The organism is Allorhizocola rhizosphaerae (assembly GCF_003426775.1).
Taxonomy (GTDB): Bacteria; Actinomycetota; Actinomycetes; order Mycobacteriales; family Micromonosporaceae; genus Allorhizocola; species Allorhizocola rhizosphaerae.
The window spans coordinates 1-20843 of the sequence record NZ_QJUG01000056.1; the positions used below are offsets into that span (position 1 = coordinate 1).

The 20843-nt window shown below is 67.6% G+C and carries 16 protein-coding genes and 1 pseudogene; 9 read left to right on the forward strand and 8 right to left on the reverse strand.

The window, feature by feature from the left end; all coding sequences use genetic code 11:
* The 3 genes from DM816_RS14325 to DM816_RS14335 all read left to right on the forward strand — a co-directional run.
* Positions 1-1806, forward strand: a 1806-nt coding sequence (locus DM816_RS14325; RefSeq protein WP_162907465.1) for a transglycosylase domain-containing protein, incomplete at its 5' end; no start/stop codon positions are given.
* A gap of 31 nt (positions 1807-1837) precedes the next feature.
* Positions 1838-2602 carry a serine peptidase gene (locus tag DM816_RS14330; protein WP_117210726.1) on the forward strand — a complete coding sequence of 255 codons (765 nt, stop codon included), beginning with the start codon at positions 1838-1840 and terminating at the stop codon, positions 2600-2602.
* On the forward strand, positions 2599-5346 hold the full coding sequence (locus tag DM816_RS14335) for a hypothetical protein (RefSeq protein WP_117210727.1): 2748 nt from the start codon (positions 2599-2601) through the stop codon (positions 5344-5346). The genes DM816_RS14330 and DM816_RS14335 overlap by 4 nt, the downstream gene beginning before the upstream one ends.
* Here the strand turns inward: DM816_RS14335 and ku are convergent.
* The 6 genes and pseudogenes from ku to DM816_RS14360 form a co-directional block, all read right to left on the reverse strand.
* On the reverse strand, positions 5338-6177 hold the full coding sequence (ku, locus tag DM816_RS14340) for a non-homologous end joining protein Ku (protein WP_117210728.1): 840 nt from the start codon (positions 6175-6177) through the stop codon (positions 5338-5340). The genes DM816_RS14335 and ku overlap by 9 nt on opposite strands.
* Before the next feature lie 70 nt (positions 6178-6247).
* Positions 6248-7708 carry an ATP-binding protein gene (locus DM816_RS14345; protein ID WP_117210729.1) on the reverse strand — a complete coding sequence of 487 codons (1461 nt, stop codon included), beginning with the start codon at positions 7706-7708 and terminating at the stop codon, positions 6248-6250.
* Positions 7709-7774: 66 nt separating this feature from the next.
* Positions 7775-8623 (reverse strand): DUF2306 domain-containing protein, encoded by an 849-nt coding sequence (locus DM816_RS43470; protein WP_342768706.1) that lies wholly within the window; start codon positions 8621-8623, stop codon positions 7775-7777.
* Positions 8597-9187, reverse strand: a pseudogene (locus tag DM816_RS42555) (LuxR C-terminal-related transcriptional regulator); the annotation flags it as partial. The pseudogene DM816_RS42555 and the gene DM816_RS43470, both read right to left, overlap by 27 nt.
* Positions 9188-9243: 56 nt before the next feature.
* On the reverse strand, positions 9244-10386 hold the full coding sequence (locus tag DM816_RS14355) for a sensor histidine kinase (RefSeq protein WP_117210731.1): 1143 nt from the start codon (positions 10384-10386) through the stop codon (positions 9244-9246).
* A 12-nt stretch (positions 10387-10398) separates the two neighbouring features.
* On the reverse strand, positions 10399-12555 hold the full coding sequence (locus DM816_RS14360) for a DUF6351 family protein (RefSeq protein WP_117210732.1): 2157 nt from the start codon (positions 12553-12555) through the stop codon (positions 10399-10401).
* Positions 12556-12661: 106 nt separating this feature from the next.
* Here DM816_RS14360 and DM816_RS14365 point away from each other — a divergent pair, with 106 nt between their 5' ends.
* The 5 genes from DM816_RS14365 to DM816_RS14390 all read left to right on the forward strand — a co-directional run bounded on the left by DM816_RS14365 (position 12662) and on the right by DM816_RS14390 (position 17576).
* On the forward strand, positions 12662-14983 hold the full coding sequence (locus DM816_RS14365) for an ATP-binding protein (RefSeq protein ID WP_117210733.1): 2322 nt from the start codon (positions 12662-12664) through the stop codon (positions 14981-14983).
* Positions 14984-15040: 57 nt separating this feature from the next.
* On the forward strand, positions 15041-16153 hold the full coding sequence (locus DM816_RS42560; protein WP_162907466.1) for a sensor histidine kinase: 1113 nt from the start codon (positions 15041-15043) through the stop codon (positions 16151-16153).
* On the forward strand, positions 16150-16806 hold the full coding sequence (locus tag DM816_RS14380; protein WP_117210734.1) for a response regulator transcription factor: 657 nt from the start codon (positions 16150-16152) through the stop codon (positions 16804-16806). Before DM816_RS42560 ends, DM816_RS14380 begins: the two co-directional genes overlap by 4 nt.
* Before the next feature lie 126 nt (positions 16807-16932).
* Entirely contained in the window at positions 16933-17181 is a 249-nt protein-coding gene (locus DM816_RS43750; protein ID WP_211588693.1) for an SHOCT domain-containing protein, read from the forward strand.
* Positions 17182-17315: 134 nt separating this feature from the next.
* Positions 17316-17576, forward strand: a complete 261-nt coding sequence (locus DM816_RS14390) for a hypothetical protein (protein ID WP_117210735.1) — start codon at positions 17316-17318, stop codon at positions 17574-17576.
* A 35-nt stretch (positions 17577-17611) separates the two neighbouring features.
* Here DM816_RS14390 and DM816_RS14395 read toward each other — a convergent pair whose 3' ends face one another.
* The gene (locus DM816_RS14395) at positions 17612-19489 is read right to left on the reverse strand and encodes a glycerophosphodiester phosphodiesterase family protein (RefSeq protein ID WP_117210736.1); all 1878 of its coding nucleotides are present in this window, start codon (positions 19487-19489) and stop codon (positions 17612-17614) included.
* A 30-nt stretch (positions 19490-19519) separates the two neighbouring features.
* Positions 19520-19669, reverse strand: a complete 150-nt coding sequence (locus DM816_RS45800) for a dienelactone hydrolase family protein (protein WP_117210761.1) — start codon at positions 19667-19669, stop codon at positions 19520-19522.
* 282 nt (positions 19670-19951) lie between these two features.
* On the opposite strand from DM816_RS45800, the gene DM816_RS14405 reads away from it, so the two are divergent.
* Complete coding sequence (locus DM816_RS14405; RefSeq protein ID WP_162907467.1) at positions 19952-20773, forward strand: MEDS domain-containing protein; 822 nt, start codon at positions 19952-19954, stop codon at positions 20771-20773.
* Positions 20774-20843: the final 70 nt, after the last annotated feature.

The window sequence follows — 20843 nt, forward strand, 5'->3', positions numbered from 1 at the left end:
ACGATCACCCAGCAGTACGCGCGGCAGGCGGCCAACGACCTTGAGGTGACCTACGCGCGCAAGGTGCGCGAGGCCATCATGGCCCGCAAGCTGGAGGACACCTACACCAAGGAGGAGATCCTCGGCTTCTACCTCAACACCGTATACTTCGGGCGAGGCGCGCACGGACTGGGCGCGGCCGCGGAAGCCTACTTCGGCATGCCCGCCGACGATGTGTACACGAAGATGACGGTGGCGCAGGCGGCCCTGCTCGGCGCGGTGCTCAAGCAACCCGAGGGCGCCAACGGCTTCGACCCCGCCAAGAACCCCGAGAACGCCAAGAACCGCTGGAACTACGTGCTCAACAACATGGTGGACAATGGCTGGCTGAAGGCAGAGGAGAGGGCGACCCTCAAATACCCGGAGCCCGCCGATCCGGCCAACCCGGTCAAGGGCGCGGAGTTGCAGCCGTTCGTGGAGAACGGCGGCGGGGCCTGGGGCTACACCGACCGCGGCACCGGCCACGTGATCGACCGCGTCGAGGCCGAACTGGAGGAGAAGGGCGTCATCGCGTTCCTGCGCGACCAGCTTGGCATCCAAAGCTGGCGCGACGGCGGCCTGCGCATCGTCACCACGATCGACCCGGTGATCCAGGGCGCGCTGGAGAAGCAGCTCAACCGCAACCTGGACGGCTCGACCATGAGCAAGCAGCGGGACAACATCGTCGGAGCCGGGGTGGTCATCGACCCGAAGACCGGGCGGGTGCTGGCCTACTACGGCGGCACCAACAACGGCACCGGCATCGACTATGCGGGCGAGGCACCACACCCGGCCGCCTCGTCCTTCAAGATCTACACGCTGGCGGCGGCGTTGGACGCCGGAATCTCGGTCAAGTCGCGCTGGGACCCGACCGAGCTGAAGAAGTCCAAGGGCGATCCGATCGACCTGGGCAACTCCACCCGGGACAACCCCGACGACTGCGGGACCAACTGCTCGCTTGAGGAGATGACCGTCGCCTCATACAACGTGCCGTTCTACAAGATCTCCAGCGCGCCCAAGCTCGGGATTGGACACCAGAAGGTGGTGCAGATGGCCAGCGCCGCCGGTGTCAAGACCATGTGGGGCATCGACGGCAAGGCCTACGACACGAGCAAGGGCGGGCCGTTCGATCCCTATGTGGGCATCGGCAAGTTCCCCATCACCGTGCTCGACCACGCGGCGGGCACGGCGACGATCGCCAACGGCGGTGTCTACAACAAGCCCCACTTCGTCCTCAAGGTACAGCGTAAAAACAAAAAAACCGGTCAGTGGGACCAGATACCGATCGGCGACGAGCGGCTGACGCCCCAACAGGTCATCCGGCGCGAGGTGGCCGACGAGGTGACCCACCTGCTCAAGAAGATCCCCACCGGGCAATACCAGCTCGCGGGCGGCCGCGAGTCCGCGGGCAAGACCGGCACGTGGGAAAACGGCCTGTACCCGAAGATGAACGCGCACGTGTGGTTCACCGGCTACACGGCACAGCTGTCGACGACCATCTGGCTTGGCAGCAAGGACGAAAACAAGACGCCCATCAAGATGCCCGGCAGCTCGGATGTGATGAAGGGCGAAAACATGCAGTCCAACTATCCCAAGCTGCTCTGGAAAAACTTCATGAACGAGGCGCACTCGGCCAAGGGCTACAAAAACGAGAGGCTTGCGCCCAACCATCGCTACGGCCGCATCGGCGACGACAACCGCGGGGACGGCAAGCGCGCCGACCCGGAGCCGGGCGATTGCAATCCGATCTTCCCCTGGTTCTGCCCGCCCGGGCGCAGGGATAGGTGACGCCGGGAGTAACCATGGATACCATGCACGCGTGACCCGGGTGCTCGGTGTCCATGGTGTGGGCAACTTCCTTGCGGACCTTCCCGCGACCGACTCTGCGGCGGTGCGCGCCAAGGAGTGGGGCACGGCGCTCGGCCTGCCCGGCATCGATATGCGCGTGGCCTATTACGCCGACCTGCTCAACGCTGAGATCGCGCAAGGGTCGGGGCTGGGCCTGCTGCCCGAGCCGGCGCGGGAGATGCTCGCCTCGTGGGCGCTGGCACTGGGCGCGCCCGACGAGGTGACACAGGGCCCGGCCACGGCCATCCCCCGGCAGATCGTCAGCTGGGTGTGCCGACGGTTCAACCTGGAAAATCGGGCCGTCGAATGGTTCATCGCCGAGTTCTTCCCGGAGGTCGTTGGCTATCTTCGGGATCCGGACCCGGTCCGGGCTCGCGTCGCCGCAGCGCTGCGCGAGCACCGGCCCCAGGTCGTCATCGCACACTCCCTCGGCTCGGTCGTCACGTTCGAGACCCTGTGCGCCCATGAAGACTTGAGCGTCGACCTGCTCATCACGCTGGGCTCTCCACTCGCCCTCCCCTACATCCACAACAGGCTGGCATTCACTGTCAAACGCCCGCCGCGCGCGGGCCGCTGGCTCAACCTCGCCGACATCGGCGACCTCGTGGCCGTGCCCCGCAAGCTGGGCGGACTGTTCGAAGTGGACAGCCACCACGAGCTCACCATCGCCCTGTTCGCCTTCCACGCCGTCGAGCGCTACCTCGCCCACACCGCTGTCCGCTCGATCGTTCAATGACCGACAACCGGCTTGCCCTGTGCATCGGGCTCTGCTCCTTCGACGGATGGCGCGCGCTGCCCTTCGCACACGACCGCAGCGACGAGCTGGCGGCGCAGCTGACGCAGCTGGGTTACCGTTGCTCGGTCCTCAGCCCGGAGTTCCCGCTTTCCGCCGATGTGCTGGGCGAGATGGTCAGAGCCACGATCGCCGAGGTCGGCCCGGACGGCATTCTGATCGTGCAGGTGCTCAGCCATGGCCACATCACACCCAGCGGCACGCTGCACGTCATCGGTGGCGACGGCGAATACCATGAGTTCACCGACGTCGAGCGCTGGCTCAAGAACGTCGTGGACGCGCCGGGCAGGGCGCCGCTCACGCTCTTTCTCCTGGACATCTGCAGCGCGGGCAACGCGGCACGGCTGAGCTGGCAGAGTCATATCGACGACGAGGCCAACCGGGCGTGGGTCATCGCCGCCTGCGCACCGGATGAGGCCGCCTACAGCGGACGGATGACCCAGGCGGCGGCCAACGTCCTACGGGATCTCGCCGATGGCCGGCTCGACATCGACCGGTCCCTGCGGCACGTTCCACTCACAACGGTCGCGCAGAAGATTCGCCGCGAGGTGGGCCGGCTTGCCGCCGTGGCGCAGGCGATCCCTCAGGAGGTGACGGCAAGCCGGATCGACATCAGCTCCGAGCCGCTCGACCTGCCGTTTTTTCCGAATCCTTGGTACATGGAAAACCCGCGCCGGCTCGTACGGCCACAAGTCGACGCGGGTGTGACGCCGTTCCTCGACGATCTCGATGAAGCCCTTGACCCACAACACTTCTTGCATCGCGCACTTGGGCGGCAGGGCTCGACGGGCGACATGAGCGGGTGCTTCAGCGGCCGCAGCCGCGAGCTGAAGATCCTCGCACCGTGGCTCAACCTGCAGGATGAGGTCGGGTTGCGGGTCGTGACCGGCAGTCCGGGCGTGGGCAAGTCCGCGTTGATCGGGGTCCTCGTCTGCGCGGCGCATCCGTTGCTGCGCAAGCCGACGGCGACCGTCTGGGAGCACATCGAGCAGGCTCCATACGTCAACCACCGGATGGCCGCCGTGCACGCCCGTGGCCGGACCGTCGCCGAAATCTCGTCATCCATCGCCCGTCAGCTGGGCCTCGAAGGCTCCCTGCCCGAGGCCATCGCGGGCCTACCCGCCCCACCGGTCATCGTCGTCGACGCGCTCGACGAAGCTACGAATCCCGTCGCCACCATGAACGAACTGCTGATCCCGTTGGTGCGCATCCGTTACGGCGACGAGCCGCTGCGCCTTCTCGTCGGCATGCGCCCGTGGGACGAATTCGCTCCACTACGCGACCTCGCCAGCGACGGCGTGCTCGACCTCGACCGGGTACCACCGGACCGGCTCCGGCGCGACGTTGAGCAATACGTGTCGCGGCTGCTCACCTCCGACCATCGCTGGGACAGCCTCGACACGATCGGTGCGGCGCACACTCTGGCCCGCGCGGTCGCGCAGGAGCTCACATCTTCGCCGTCCGAGTGGGGTGCGTTCCTTGTGGCGGGCCTCTACACGCATCACATCTTGAACGTCTATCCTGAGCCAATCCACGACCAGGCCGAGGCGGCCCGGCTCGGAAGGCGGGTGCCACAAACGCTTCCGGAGGTCCTGGAGCTTGACCTGAGCACGCGCGGCGACAAGCCTTGGCTGCGCCTGGTGCTCACCGCGCTCGCCTATGCCCGTGGCGAAGGCATGCCTGCCTCGCTCATCCGGCACGCGGCAGAGGTGCCGTCCGTCGAAAGCATTCTGTCCGCTTTGGACGATGTGCGGTTCTACTTACGCCACAGCACCGAGTCCGATGGCACGACCCTCTACCGCCTGTTCCACCAGGGCCTCACCGACCATCTGCGCCAGCAGGCCAGCAGCGAGCAGGTCTACGACCGCCTGCTCAACTCACTGCGCCCCAAGCCCGGCGATCCCCTGCACTGGCACCTGGCCGAGCCGTATCTGCTGCGCCACGCCCTCGACCACGCACCCGACCCCGACGGGCTACTTGCCGACCCGGGTTTCCTCATAGAGGCCGACCCCTCGCTGTTGCGGTCAAGGCTCGGTCCTTTGCTGCTGGCCGCATACGACGCGGGCGACCCATCGAATCGGCGGCAGGGACTCGCAGTAGCTGCGAGCCTGCACGGACTGCAAGGACTAGCGGATGCGCTGGCAGACCTCCCTGGGCAGCCACCGCTGCCCACGATTCCACTGTGGACAGGGCAGCCGTTCACGGCCATCAACACATATACCGCTGACGGCACATCATGGGTTGTCCTGAGCGGGCAGTCGGGCGAGGTTTATTTCCGGCAACTCCGGCCAGCAACCGAGGCCCAAGTCTTGTACACGGGCGACGCCTCGCCGGTGACGGCCGTGGCGGCAAACCAGGACTGGCTTGCGGTCGCCAGGGAAAACGGCGTGTTCGTCATAGATCGGCACGGCGCGGTGGGACGGCGCGAACGCCGGATTGTCGCGGCGCCGGTCAAGAAGCTCGAGATCGGCGAATTGGGCGGGCGGGCGGTGCTGATGGTCGACAACCATAGGATTTTCGACTTCGCCACCGACTCCTGGCTCACCTTCAGCAGGCAGCTCAAACCAATCAGACCGGAGCCGCCCGTACCGTTTCCGGCCGCGATCGACCAGATCTGCACGACCCCGTTCGGTGAGACCGTGATTCGCAGCGGCAGCACGGTCATCGCGCTGGTGACGTCAGGCTGACTTGAGTTTGCGGGTGCGAGTCGCGGGCTTGGCTGCCTCGCCGCGGTTGTCGCGGGCGGCGCGGGCCTTGGCGACCGACTTGCGCAGGGCCTCCATCAGGTCGATGGTCTCGGCGATGGGCTCCTCGACCTCCGGCTTTTCCACGATCTCCTCGCGCCCGATCTTGGCGTCGATGACCGTCTGCAGCGCCTCGCGATAGGAGTCGGTGAACTCGTTCGGGTCGAACTCGGTGGTCAGGGAGTCGACCAGCGAGGTGGCCATCTTGACCTCCTGCGGCCGCAGGGTCACCTCGTCGCCCAGGAAGTCGAACTCGGGCTGGCGCACCTCGTCGGGCCACAGCATCGTGTTGAGCACGAGCAGGTCACCGCGCACCCGCACGACGGCGAGGGTCTCCCGCTGGCGCAGCGCCACCTTGACGATCGCCACCCGCTCGGAGCGTGACAGCGCCTCACGCAGCAGCAGATAGGGCTTGAGCCCGATCACCCCGTCGGGCTCCAGGAAGTATGCCTTGTGGTACAGGATCGGGTCGATCTCGTCCTCCTGCACGCACTCCAGCACCTCGATCGCCTTCGAGCTGGTCAGCGGCAGGTCGGCGAAGTCCTCATCGGTGAGCACGACCATCTCGCCGCCGCCCATGTCGTAGCCCTTGGCGATCTCGTCGTAGCTGACCTCTTCGCCGCACTTGCTACACATCCGCTGGTATCGGATGCGGCCACCGTCTTCCTTGTGCACCTGGTGGAAGCGGATGTCCTTCTCCTGGGTGGCCGAGTACAGCTTGACCGCGATCGACACCAGGCCGAACGATACGGCGCCTTTCCACATTGGTCGCATACCACAGTGTTGCCTAGGCTCCTCGGATTTGGAAACAGCCCGCCTCGCCTTGCCGCCTGCGGTCGCACGTTCATGGCCGTGATGTTGACCACGCCGAGAGCACATCCTCCGCGCGCCAGACGAGCCCGATCTGTTTCGTGTCAACGCGAGCATTCACGCCGGACAGCGAAACCACCACATGTCCTGTCCGGCCCGGCGTATAACCGGGAACCTTCGAGCCGCTCGTCAACAGGTCTGCGAGGTCATGATCGTCGAACGCCGCCCCCAGCCATTTGATGGAGCCGACAAAGGCAATCTGTTGGGCGATCGGCTTCCGGTCGCCCCCGACCAGGTCAACCTCGGGATTGAACTGCCGGTTCCACCAGCCACCGACCTTTTCGGCATCCGGCCAGGGGAACGCGTCGTCTCCGGCGGCCAGTTCCAGGCTCTCCCTGATCAGGGGCTCCACGGCCCGGCCGCGCCACGAGGTCCACCGGCGTCGCACCAGACGGAAAGCGACATCGGGACGTCCCCGCCGTCCTTCCTCCTGCGCTTCCTGCAGCACGCCCAGATAGAGCCGCAGGTTGCTGTCGGCGACTCGATAGAGCGCCGGCTTGCCGGCCTGGGTCGAGAGCGGCTCATCCATTGCCAGTACCCGCTTCTCGTTCACCAGCCGGCGCAGCATCGGCGAGAGGGATCCGGATGGGAGCGGCCCATGCCGGCTGCCCGCGGCGGCCGCGATGTTGGCATGCGTGCGATCGCCTCCGCCCACGGTTTCGAGAACCCGCCGAGCCTGATCAGGCATCGGGAATTCGGCCTGCAGCGCGGACTCCGGCACGCTGAACAGTGGGGCCGCCGGATCGGCACATTCGGCTTCGATGAAGGTGAGTGCCGGAGTGCCGTGCGGCCAGCTTCGGAGGATGCCGGGAAGGCCACCCGACACAAGGCAGGCGTCGATGGCATCGGCACCTGTCAAGCCGGTGGCTTGGGCGGTCTCCGCCGGCATTAGCGGTCCAAGCGCAAAGTTGTCCGCACGCCCAAAGAACGGCCGGTCGTAGGCGGTCAAGCGCTCCATCATGTGCACGTCGCTGCCCAGCAACAACAGCAAGACCGGGTGCCGCGAAAGCTGCCGGTCCCAGGCGGTCTGCAGTGCGCCTTCGAAGATGTCGTCCTGCTCGGCCAGCCAGGGCATCTCATCAAGCACGACGATCGTCGGCTCGTCGGATAGCGCCGAGGCGAGCAACCTGAACGCATCGAGCCAACTCCCGGCCGCCACGTCCGGCACGAGTTCCCGGTCGCGGGACAGGCTCGAGTCCTTGAGCGCGTTTACAAATCGGCTCACGGCCTCGACTGGGGACGCGCCCTTCGTCGCGGTGAAGTAGACATATGGCTGCTTGGCGCGATCGCAGAACTCCTGGACCAGGCGCGATTTGCCTACCTGGCGCCGGCCGCGGATGGCCACCGCCACGCCTTCCTCGGATGCGGCGACCCGCTCCAGCCGCTTCTCCAGCAGCTGCAGCTCCCATTTCCGGCCAATGAACCTCCGCACCATAGGTAGATCGTATCTACGTAAGCGCCATCTATATAGACGCCATCTACCTGGACAGCGGTTCGATCGTCAGGCGGCCTGATGTCCGGTGAGGACCTGGCGGCGCACCGGCCGGGACGTGGATCGACGCCGGGCGATGACCCATTCGGCGACGGCGATGTTGATTGCCCAGGCCAGGGTCATCAGCGTGGTCCTGGTTACGGCGTCGGACGCGCCTAGTATCAGCGCCGGAGCCAGCGTGAACACCTGTGTGCCGGCACCCATGCCGAGGGCGTAGGCACGGGTCATCCACGCGCTGTGGCCTCTGATGTCGCGGCGACGGATCGCCACGAACCCGAGCACGATGAACGCGACCATCGCCGAGCCGACCGCGAGCCTGATGGCGTTGAGCGCCGGGATCTGTGTCGAGGGGATGTCGTAGAACAGCGTCATCCACATGCCGGTGAGCGCGACGACGATTCCGCTCGGGACAAGGATCCTTCCCGCGATGCGATGCCAGCGCCGCCCGCGACGGCGCAATCCCGGGGCGAACTGCAGGGCGCCCAGGATGGCGTATGTGCTGACGCTGATGATGTGCAGCACCACGGGCACGGGCGACGCGAAGTACTGCGCGTTGTCCGGGGTCACCGCCCCGCCAGTGCTCAACTCGGTCACACGGACAGCGCCGGCCACGACCGGTACCAGACTGAGAAAAATCAAGCCGGCGGGGATCAGCCATTCGCGACGGTTGCGGGAGGAAGTCATGGCCTCGATGGTGGCGGCCGGTGCGGCGCGGTTCATCGGAACGCGGGCCGGAGCTGAACCGGCCGATAGTGCGGCCGGGGCGTCATACTTTAGCCCGGGCTGGACGCCGCCGGGCTGGACGCCGCCGGGCTGGACCCGGCCCGGCTGGACCCGGCCGGTCTCGTAGGCCCACATGGCGATCTCGACCCGGTTGCGCGCGCCGAGCTTGGTCATCAGGCTGGCGATGTGGGTCTTGACAGTGCTCAGGCTGATGTAGAGCTCGTCGGCGATCTCGCTGTTGGTCCGCCCGCGCGCCACCGTGGCGAGGACCTGCTCCTCCCGGTCGGTGAGCGTTTCGATCGGCTGCTTTGGCACGGCTTTCGGCCCCGCATCGGCGAAGGCCGAGAGCAGCCGCGTGGTGACGTTCGGGGCGATGAGCGCGTCTCCCTTGGCGGCGGCGTGCACAGCCTGCGCCAGCAGCACCGGCCCCGCGTCTTTGAGCAGGAAACCCTTGGCACCGGCCCGAAGCGCGCCATAGACGTACTCGTCCAAATCAAACGTGGTGATGACGATGACGGCGAGCGGGTCGTCGACCCCCGGCCCGGCCAATGCTCGTGTCGCTTCGATGCCATCCATGCCGGGCATCCGGATGTCGAACAGGCACACGTCGGGGCGCAACCGCCGCGCGAGCTCGACGGCCGCACGCCCATCCGCAGCCTCCCCGACGACCTCGATGCCCGGCTGGGCGTTGAGAATCATCGCGAGTCCGGTCCGGACGATCTCCTGGTCGTCGGCGACGATGACACGAACGCTGCTCACGCGGGCGACACCGTCCTGGGCAGCACTGCGCTCACGGTCCAGCCGCGATCCGGGTTGGGCCCGGCCTGGCAGGCCCCGCCGAGCAGACCGGCACGCTCCATCATGCCGATGAGCCCGTATCCCGGTGGTGCGGGCGCCCGTGCGGAGCCGAGCTCGCCGTCGTCGCTCACCCGCAGGTGCACCGACTTGTCGTCGGCGCTGACATCGACCTGGATGCGGGTCGCGTGGCGGGCGTGCCGCCGGGCGTTGGTGACCGACTCCTGCGCGAGCCGATAGATGGCCGTGCCCACCGACGGGTGCAGGCCGTCGACATCACCCGAGATGGTCACGCCGACCTCCGGACCGGTGCGGGATCGGCCCGCCAGACCTTCGAGATCGCGGATGCGCGGGCTGGGCGCCAGCTCGGCCGGTTGGTTGTTGCCTCGCAGAATGCGGACCATGGCCCGCATTTCGGCCAGGGCACCGGTCGCCTCGGCCTCGATCAGGCGCAGCGCCTCGACGGCCGCGTCCGGACGAGACTGCGCGGTCGCCAGCCCGGCCTGGGCACGGATCGCTATCGCCGAGACGTGATGGGCCACGGTGTCGTGCAGGTCGCGGGCGAGCCGCTCCCGCTCAAGCAGCTTGACCTGATCGAGCGTGCGCGTCCGCGCCCCCACCCGGTATCGGACTGCCACGCCCAGCATGCAGGCCGCGGACAGCACACCCATCCCGCCGAGCGTGTCGGTGAGATTCACCTGGCCCAGCGCCGGCGCGAGGCCCAAGTTGCCGGCCACGACCGCCGAGCCGAGCACGATCTGGCGCCCGGAACCCCAGCGGTACAACGAATATGGCAAGAACAGGAAGAACACCAGCGCACCGAGCTCCAGCGGCCGACCCTCGGTGAACAGCGGCGCGAGTGCCGAGGCGACAAACGCGATCGTCAGCATCAGCAGCGGCTTCGTCCGCCGCCACAGCAGCGTGGGGACCAGTGCGACAGCGACGCCCACCGACACGGCACGCCACGGCAGATCCGTCCGCAGCAGCACTTCGAGCAGCACGGTCAGGGCGAAAACGCCGACCAGCAACCAGTCGCGCCACACCCGCCGGGGCGGATGTGGCGCACCTGGGTCGTCCCAGACCGAACGAACAAGCTCGTGCATCGGTCCAACCTACTAGTAGGAACAGACCCCGGTCGGGAAGATCTCCTCCAGCCGCCGGCGTTCGGCGGCTGTCGGCACCCACGGGTCGTACAGGCCGCGAGCGATGGCCGTGGCGACGGGCTGCAGTTTGCAGGCGAACACGCCGCCCTCGATCGGGCCGCCCGCGACGGTGCGCGAAGTGCCGTAGAGCGGGAACCGCTGGGTGCACACGCCCGCCGGGCGCCGGTCAAGAATGCCGTCCCACACGCCCGGCCCGCTCGCGATCAGTGCTCCCGCCGTGGTGAAGCAGGAGTCGGACGGACGCACGCCCCGCGTGAGCCAGGCCTCGATGGCCGCGAGCGCCTGCGGGGTCTGGTCGAACGCCTGCACCGGCCGGGCATCCGTGAACCAGATGACCTGGTTGGACGCGTTGCCGTCGTGGTTGAGCATGCGCTGCCGGCTGGCGAAGGACTGGTGCGAGTTGTGCATGTCCAGCTGGTCCTCAAGGTAGTGCCGCCAGTCGATGATCGGGATATCGATCTTGCCGGTGAACACGTGCCCCGACTCGTATGCACCGCGAATCGCCTTGCGCGACCCGACGGCCCGCCCGTCCTGCCGATTGCGTGCGCTCCACGGATCGAACTGGGCCGGGTCCGAGCACGACGCGGGCACGTACGGACAACCCTCCTGCACCATCTGGCTCGACGGCTTCCACGAGCCAACGCGAGCGTTCACGTCCAGGAACTCGGCCGGGGTAATCAGCCCGCTGTTGAGCGATCTGAGCCCGTATTGCACGCCGACGTTGTCCCATGTCCGCAGCGTATAGCCATCGTCGCCCACGCCATAGACGGTGCGAAGATCCTCCGCGTGCGTCCAATGCACCGTGGACGTGATGCCGGGCGGATCCATGTTGGCCCACAACGGATCCAGCGGCGCCCACAGCGGGTTGAGCGTGAGCGGTGTCAGACCGCGCCAAGACTTGGTGCACTCGTCGGCTTGTAATGATGCGGACCCATTCAGCCCGATCAGCGCCGTGCGGTTCTCCCAATCGCGCCACTTGGGGTTGGCCGCGTCGAGCACGTCCATGTAGTATTCCAGCAGCTCGCAGTCTCCAATGTGGATGGTCTGGGTGACCATGTCCGGGTAGGAGTACTGCGGGATGGCCGCGTCGATGATCCGGGTGCCGAAGTTCTGCCCGTAGACGTATTGTTGCAGGCCACCGCCTGATCCGCCGACGCCGACGGTGTACCGCGCAACGCCATGCTCTTCAATGAAGTGCTCCTTGAGCATCAGCGCCGTCTCGGCCCCGAGCACCAGGTTGTAATGCGTGGCGGTCCGCGTGCCGGTGGAGTACAGGATCGCATAGCCCAGCGACAGGCCCTCGTGATAAAGCGCACCACCGGGCAACCGGCCCTGGTCGCGACCGATCGCCACGCCACCGTCGAATCGATAGATGACGCGCTTGTTCCACGCCGTTTCGTCGTCGAGCATCGCGATCGAATAGATGAACCGGTTGATCGTGCCGCGCTCCCGCTTGATGACGTAATCCAGCGTGCGACCGTCCAATGTGGTCGTCCGGGTCATGTCGGCCGGGCGTGTGCCGTCCGCGGGCATCGGCTTGAACTGCCCGTCTGTCGCGCGGTAAAGCCTGTCGTGCACCGGCGCGGCCAGGTTGCAGTCCCGGCTCCAGCCGATCACCGTGCCTGCGGCGTCGCGCACCTTCCAGCCTTGGCCGGCCTGGTTGTCGATGACCGGCTGGCCGAGCCCCGTCTGCTCGGTCCGGCACAGGAAGGGATATTGCCTGGGCCCCGAGAAGATCGGCCCGCTGAGGGGGTGGTTTTTTATGAGCTTTATTCCGGTACCAGAAAAGCGTCCACGAGCCAGGAGGAGGTTCCACCCGTCGTGGAGGCCGTCGACCACACCGGTCAGGGTGCGCTTGGCCGGGTCGGCGGTGAGCTTGCCCGTCACGTCCGTGCCGTTGCGCGTCACCTTCACCCCGGTGATGTCGGTGCGCGGGCCGGCCTTGACCTGAATGAGCGCGTCTCCCCCGCTGACCTGGTCGGCCCGGCTGGAGAGCACGTCGATGTCGAGCCGTTGGCCACCGATGTTCGCGGTGGCAGGCGTTGCTGACGCCAATACGAGAGCGATGCTTGCGGCGACTGCCCCAAGCCGAATGGCGGCGGAATCCATGACGTTCAGTCTCGCTGCTTTTGCCGGGCTGTCCAGTGCCCTAACCCGGCCTTAACCTTGAGCTGCTTAATATCCAGCTGGGCCTGAGACGGGGAGGCGCAGGACGATGTCATCGCAGGCGGGGCTGGACCGGCCCGATCCCAGTGCGGTCAACGACGCCGGAGCGCTGCTCCAGGCCTTGCGCGAGCTGCGCATAGCCGCCGGCAACCCGTCGCTGGCGGTGCTCAGCCGGCGCACCGGCATCCCACGCACGACCCTGCACGACGCGCTCAGCCTCAAGCGGATCACCCTGCCCGCGTGGGAGCTCGTGCAGAAGATCACGCGCGCCTGCGATTGCGCGCATGACGAGGTCGCGCAGTGGGGAGAGGCGTGGCGGCGGGCTGCTTCCCCGCCCGCCCCACCACGCCTCGACCGGGTCGCGCCGCCGCAACAGCTGCCCGCAGCGCCGCGCCTGTTCACCGGCCGCGACAGCCCTCTGGCCGAGCTCGACAGCGCGCTGCACGCGCAGGCCGACGGGGGCACGGTCGTGGTCACCGCGATCGGCGGGCTCGGCGGCGTCGGCAAGACGTGGCTCGCGGTCCGGTGGGCGCACGACAATCTCGACCGCTTCCCCGACGGCCAGCTCTACGTGGACCTGCGCGGCTTCGACCCGCTTGACGAGCCAATGCCGCCGGCCGTCGCCATCCGGTCCTTTTTGGACGCTCTCGGGGTCGAGCACGCCGCGATCCCGGCCGACCCGCAGGCGCAGATCGGGCTCTACCGCACGATGGTCGCGGGCCGGCGCCTGCTCCTGCTGCTGGACAACGCTCGCGACACGGCCCAGGTGACCCCGCTGCTGCCCGGCACGCCGACCGCCACGGTCCTGGTCACCAGCCGCAACCAGCTGACCGGCCTGGTGACCCGGCACGGCGCGCTTTCGGTCGCGCTCGATGTGCTGCCCGAGGCCGAGTCCCGTGCGCTGCTCAAGCGATACGTCGGGCCCGACCGGCTGGAAACCGGTGCCACCGACCGGATTCTGCGTTTGTGTGGCGGGCTTCCGCTGGCGCTGTCCATCGTGGGCGCGCGGGCCGCCGCGCATCCCGGCTTCCCGCTGTCGGCCATCGCCGACGAGCTGGAGTCGGCCCGGCTCGACGCGCTCGGCACGGGCGATCTGGCCGCGGACGTGCGGGCGGTCTTCGCCACGTCGGTCGCCGCGCTCGACGAGGCCCCGGCCCGGCTGTTCCGGATGCTCGGGCTCACGCCCGGCCAGGAGGTCGGCGCGGGCGCCGTCGCCGCGTTGATGGACCTGCCCGCCGAGCGCGTGCTCGCCACGCTGCGCGTGCTGACCGGCGCGCATCTGCTCACCGAGCATCAGCCCGGCCGGTTCCGGATGCACGATCTGGTCCGGTTGTACGCGACCGAGACCGCCGAGCCGTCTTCGCCGTCCGATGAGCCCGCACTGCGCCGGTTGGTCGACTTCTACCTGCAGACCGCACACCACGGCGAGTCCGCATTGGACGTCCACAAGCGACCAGGCAGCCTACCCCTGTCCGAGCCCGTTGCCGGGCATCGCGCCCTGCGGCTGGACTCCTCGGCGCAGGCCATGGCATGGTTCGGCGCCGAGCGGGAGGCGCTCAGCGCGGTCCTGCTGCTGGCCGTGGAGCGCGGCTGGCACGTCAAGGCGATGGAGCTTGCCCGGACGCTGCACGGCTTCTACGCCCGCTCGGGGGAGCACGTCGGCAGCGTGATGGTCGACCGCACCGGTCTGCAAGCCGCGCTCGCGGTCGGCGACGAGCACGGCTGCGCCATCGCCGAGCGCAACCTCGGCCGGACCCTGGCCCAGCTGCAACGGCACGACGAGGCGATGTGCCATCTGGGCCGGGCGCTGATGAAGTTCATGGAGCTCGGCGACATCCGCGCGCAGGCCTCCACTCACCACATGATCGGCTATGCGCTCGGCAGGCGCGGCGAGCACCGGCAGGCGCTCATCCACGCGACCCGGTCGCTGGAGATGTTCCAGCAGCTGGGCGACACGCGGTGGACCGCCGCCATGCTCAACGCCATCGGCTGGTCGCACGCCAACCTGGGCGAGCTGGATCTGGCGTGGGAGACGTGCGGGCGGGCGCTGGCCCTGTGCCGCGAGCACGAGTTCCTCGCGGAGGAGCCGTTCGTCCTGCACAGCATCGGCTACATCCACCTGCGCGCGGGGCGTTACGCCAAGGCTCTGTTCTATCTGGAAGACGCGCTTGCCCGGGGGCGGGCGCGAGCCGTGACCGTGGTCGAGGCGACGTGCCTTTCGAGCATCGGCGACGCGCATCTGGCGATGGGCGACCGGGCGGCCGCCAAGGCGGCGTGGTGCGAGGCGCTCAACCTGCTGCGCCCGCAGCACCGCAGCGAGGAGATCCGGCAGGTCGAGCAGAAGTTGAAGCGGGTACTCCAGCGGGAGTAGGACCGGCACCCGCGTGGGACGGATGCGGCGCGGCCCGGCATAGGCGATCATGCGAGGGTGCGCCGTCGACATGACCGTCCCTGGCCCATCCCGCTCGGGGTGCTCCAGGTGGTCCTCGGTGCCCTGGCCCATGTGCCTTGGTATGGCTTCGCGCTCCTGCTCGCCGGGCCGACGGTGCTGCTGATCGCGCGCAAGCGGTCGCCCGCGTGGGCTGTGGCTGGTGTTTGTGCTGTGGCGCTTGGGTTTGTGGCTTTGGACAACCCGCTGGGCCCGGTGGTTCCGGGCATCGTGGCGGCGGTCATCCTCGCGGTCGTGAACGGGGCTCGGGTTGCGGCATGGCTCGCGTTGGCGGGGTTGTGGCTGGGGTGGATCGGGCTGGGGTGGATCGGGCTGGGGCTGTTGCGCGTGCGCCTTTTTGACAGCGCGCTGGAGGAGCTCAAGTGGCTGGGCATGGCCGTGCTGCTGGCCGGGATCGCCGAGATCGTGGACAACCGGCGGCAGCGGGCCATCGTGTACCGCAGGCTGTGGGAGGAGGAGCGGCGCAGGCGCGAGGAGGAGGCCCAGCGGCGCGCGGGCGAGCAGCGGCTGCAGATCGCGCGGGAGCTGCACGACGTGCTGGCGCACAGCCTCTCGCTGATCACCGTGCGGGCGTCGATCGCGCTGGAGCTGCTCGACTCGGATCCGGGTGAGGTGAGGGAGGCACTGTTGGCCATCAAGCAGGCGAGCAAGGGCGGGCTGGACGAGGTGCGTTCGGTGCTGCACGGCTTCAGGAGCGAACAGGCGCCCCGCTCCCCCGCGCCGGATCTGTCCATGTTGGACGATCTGGTCGCGCAGTCGGAGGCGGCGGGGCTCACGGTGCGGCTGGTGCGGACCGGGATCGGCGGGGACGTCCCGGCGGGCGCGGGGCTTGCCGCGTACCGGATAATCCAAGAGGGTTTGACGAACGTGATCAGGCACAGCACGGCGCGCAGTGCGGTCGTGTCCGTCCACCACGCGGGCTGGGCGCTGCTGATCGGCGTCTCCGACGACGGACCCGCGCGAATGTCCGAATCGGACTCGGGTAGCGGGGTGATCGGCGTCCGGGAGCGGGCGGCGGCGCTCGGCGGGTGGGCCGAGATCGGACCAAATGCCAAGGGCGGCTTCGAGATCCGGGTAGCGCTGCCGCTATGATCCGGGTCCTGCTGGTTGACGATCAAGCTTTGGTACGGGCCGGATTCCGCGCGCTGCTGGCCGCCCAGCCGGATGTCGAGGTCGTCGGCGAGGCCGGTGACGGGCGGGCCGCCGTGGAGCTGGCCCGGCGGGAGCGGCCCGACGTGGTGCTCATGGACATCCGCATGCCCGTCATGGACGGGCTTGAGGCCAATCGGCTCATCAAGCGGGAGCTGCCCGAGACGCGGGTGATCGTGCTGACCACGTTCGAGCTGGACGAGTACGTTTTCACGGCCATCCGGGACGGGGCGTCGGGTTTCTTGGTGAAAGACACCGAGCCGGCCGATCTGATCCGCGCGGTGCGGGTGGTGGCGTCCGGTGACGCACTGCTGTCGCCGGGAGTCACGCGCCGGCTCATCTCCGAGTACGCGCAGAAATCGAGGGCGCCCTCGCATTCGGTTGCGCTGGAGGCGTTGACCGAACGTGAGCGGGAGGTCTTGGCGCTGGTCGGGCTTGGACTGTCCAATGAGGAGATCGCGGGGCGGTTGGTGGTCAGCCCGCTCACGGCCAAGACGCACGTCAGCCGTGCGATGATCAAGCTCGGTGCGCGGGACCGGGCCCAGCTGGTCGTCTTCGCGTACGAGTCGGGTCTGGTGCGGCCCGGATGGGTTTAGGCTTCTTCAGGCGAAGCCGTGCTTTGCCCAGCCGCTTGCGGGTATTACAGATACCGTAGCGGGAGTAGAGCGGGTGTCGCTCCCCGTATGACGCCTTTTGCGGCCGAAGTGCGGATCGTGGAAGGCATGACGACGTTACTGACCGATCATTGGCACCACGGCGGCGGGGCCTGGTGGTTCCTCGCGCCGATCTTCTGGATCAGCGTCTGGGTCCTCATCATCGTGGCGATCCGGGGCCTGTTCTGGCGCCGTCGCAGGCACTGGCATTGGCACAACGGGGGCGGCGCCTTCACCGTGCTGGCCGAGCGCTACGCGCGCGGCGAAATCGACGAGGCGGAGTACCGGCAACGGCTCGAAGTGCTCAAGAAGCAGTAATCGCTTCCGCCCGGCGACGTCATCCACGCCGATCTTGACCACCTCGTGGATCAGAGATCGGCTCGGATGGCGTCGCCCTCAAGGGACGGGGCGCCTCGCGGCTTGCTTCAGCCGGAGCAAATATCATTGTCTCCGTGCCCAAGGTGCTCAAGAACCCTTATGTGCTGGTGCTCATCGGCCTGCTGTCGCTGTTCCTCGCGTTTGGCGGGGCGCCCGATGAGGCCATGTGCCAGGGCACGCCGATGCAGCCCGGCGACACCTGCGGCACCCTGACCTATGAGCAGAAGGAGCGAGGCCGGCAGTACCTCATCTGGGGACTGACCGGCCTCGGTCTCGTGCTTGTCCTCGTCGGTGTGCGGTCGATTTCCAAGCGCCTCAAGAAAAAGAAGAAATAGCCTTCCCGCGGGTTGATGCTGTTCAGGCGAAGGCCTTAGCGCAGGCCGTGGCGGCGGGCGGCCTTGATGAGCAGCTCCGGGTCGTCGGTGATGATGCCGTCCACGCCGAGGGCGATCAGGCGGTGCATGACGGCCTCGTCGTTGACCGTGTATGGCACCACCTTCAGGCGATATCGCTCCTGCAGCCGGTCGACGGTGGGGCCGTGGAAGTAGGCGGGGTTCTCGCGCAGGTACCAGTCCGGTGAGCTGACCGTGCCCTGGTTGGGGTCGTGCACCTGCCAGTTGGACGAGACGGTGTCCGCTTTGGACTCGCGCATCAGCTTGCCCAGATCCCTGTGCTTCCACCAGTCGAGGTTGGCGGTCCACGGGCTCTTGACGCTGGGGTCGCCGTAAACGGCTTGCAGCGAGCACTCGTCGGCCGGCGAGGCGCATTCTGTCGGACCGTACTGCCACACTAGGGCCACGGTGTGGATACGGGGGTTGAGCTTCTTGGCCAGTGCGATGGTGCGCCAGTCGAAGGACTGGATGGTGACGCGGTCGGTCATGTGGGCGCGCTGGATCGCCTCGATCAGCTTGCGGGTGAAGGTGTCCGGCCCGGCTGTGTCGGGTGCCAGAGGAGAGATCTTTGTTTCTATGTTGAGCCGCTTATTGCTGGGCTTGACGAGATCGAGCACCTCGGCCAGGGTCGGCATGCGCTCGCCTTCGCCGCAGTCGAGGGTCTGGATCTGGGCCAGGATCAGGTCCTTGATGGGTGTGCCGGCGAAGCCTCCTTGACACTTGGCCGGGTCGATCCGCCGCTCGTGCGAGACGACCAGGTGCCCGTCGCGGGTCAGGCCCGTGTCAAGCTCGATCGTGGAGATGTCCGGGTTGGACAGTGCTTTGCGGAAGGTCTTGAGCGTGTTCTCCGGCTTGCCGCCACCGCGATGGGCCTGCACGTCAAACGGCGACTCGTAACCGCGCGGCGGGTTCTTCACGAGCGTGCGCAGGCGGTCGGGATAGTCGGTGATCAGGCCGTCGATGCCGTCGGCGATAAGCTTGCGCATGGTCGGGATGTCGTTGACCGTCCAGGGGATCACCTTGATGCCGTTGCGGTGTGCGTGCCGGACCATGTCGGCGGTCACGTAGGGGACGTAGCTCGGGTCGTTGACCGTGCCGTGCTGCGGGAAGCCGTGCACGGGCGAAAAGGCGGTGACACCAAAGGTTTTGACGGCCGCGATCGGGTCGCCGCCGAAGTCGTCGATGTCCAGCCCGCCCAGCCACGGCGACGCACCGGGTTGGCCGACCTGGAGGAACGTGTAGTTGGTGAGGGCGATGCGTTCTATTTGAGGCGCGACCTCGCGCCAGCGCATGAGCGCGCCCCAGTCGAACGACTGGATGGTGACCTGCCGCCCGATCCGGGCCCGCTCGATCTCGGCGTTGACGACCTGCACGAACTGCTCACGCGGCGCGGTCTCGTGCGGCGCACCGGCCTCCACCTTGGTCTCGATGTTCAGCTTGACGTCGCGGGCGTGGTAGCGCTTGACGAGGTCGAAAACCTCGGACAGCAGGGGCATCGGCGCGCCCGGTACGAGCTGCTGGCCGGGCACGACGGTCTGCGAGCCGCAGTCCATCGTGCGCACCTGGGCCAGGGTCAGATCCTTGATGTATCGGCCCCCGTAGGCGCCCAGGCACTTGGCCGGATTGATCCGACGATCGTGGGTGACAACGGCGTGCCCGTCGAGCGTGATCTGCACGTCGAGTTCGAGCGTGTCGACGCCGAGGCGCAGGGCGTTGCCGAAGGCGGCGAGCGTGTTTTCGACCCGCAACCCGAGCCCGCCGCGATGGGCCTGGACGTCCAGGTCGCGTGGCTCGTGGTGCACGGGGGTCAGCGGGCTCGCCAGCATGGTGAGGGCGAGAAGTGCGGCATTCCACATGTCTTCCAACGCTTCTCGCCCCAGGTTGCGTCAAGCCAAATGGCGCCCGAACCAGTCGATGACTTTTTGGTACGCCTGGGCGGCCGCCTCGGCGTGGAAGCGTTGCCCGGTGTCGTTGAAGAAGGCGTGGTTCGCGCCCGGGAAGGTGACGATCTCGTGGGTGAGCCCGGCCTTTTGCAGGGCCTGCCTTCACCCGCTTCCATCGATGGACCCCAATCAGATAAAAAGGTACTCCTGATCGGCCGGCTCGGTGGCGATGGCCGGTTGCCACGTCGAGTCCTGGTCGGCGGCTTGCGATGTTTGCCGCGGGCCCGGCGGGGTATAAAAACCGCTCACATGCTGTGATTTTTGAGCGTTAGGGATTGAGATAGCGGAATGGCGTGGGTGAACCTGCCGGAACCTCGACCGGCAGGTTCCGCCGGTAGAACGGGCGGTGTGCGTGGCCTCGAGCCGGGCGATCATGTGAGTTTGGTGATTACCGACGACGAGAGCTGGCTGGTGGTGGCGGCTGATTACGTTTCGGACGGCCTGCAGCTACGCCACAAGATCATTTTATGTACGGACATGCTGCGCCCGGAGGCTTTGATCGCGGGGCTGGAATACCTTGGGGTCGCGAATGTCTGGCAGGCGCAGGCCGACGGCCAGTTGGAGGTCATGACCGCCGAGCAGAGCTATCTGGCGGCGGGCCGGTTCGACCCGGAAGAGACGATCACCGCATGGGCCGGGGAGATAGACATGGCCCGGCGCCAGGGTTATGCGGCGTTGCGGATGGTCGGGGACATGGGATGGGCGCTACGCCCGGCTGCCGGTGTCGAGCCGCTGGCGCGATATGAGGTCCAGATAAATCGCGTGTTCGCGCAGGGGCACGCGATGGCGGTATGCCTGTATGACCGGCGGCTGTTCACCACGTCCGAGCTTGCTGCGTTGGTGGCGGCACATCCGGCGACGGCCACCTGCCCGCCGCCGTCCGATTGGGAGCCGACCCTGCGGATGCGATACCTGGAGGGTCAGGTTGGCGCCCGCTTGTCCGGCGAGGTGGATGTGTCCAATCGGCAGGCGGTCGCCGCGATGCTCAGCCATCTCCTCGATCACTTGGCCGCCGCGGATGCCGAGGTCGTGCTGGATCTGTCGGAGCTGCGGCTGATCGACGGGGCGACCGCGGCACTACTGGTTCGCACCGTGCAGAAGCGGGCGAACCTGCGCCTGGTGGGCCGGTCTCAGCCGGTGGCGGCGCTGATGGATCTGGTCAGCGGCGCGACGCTGGCAGCGGTGATCGATACGTGAGTGGGCCGCGGCCCACTGCCGGGCCGGCCGATCCGATGGCCGGCTACCTTCGGCTCAGCTGTGTGGCCAG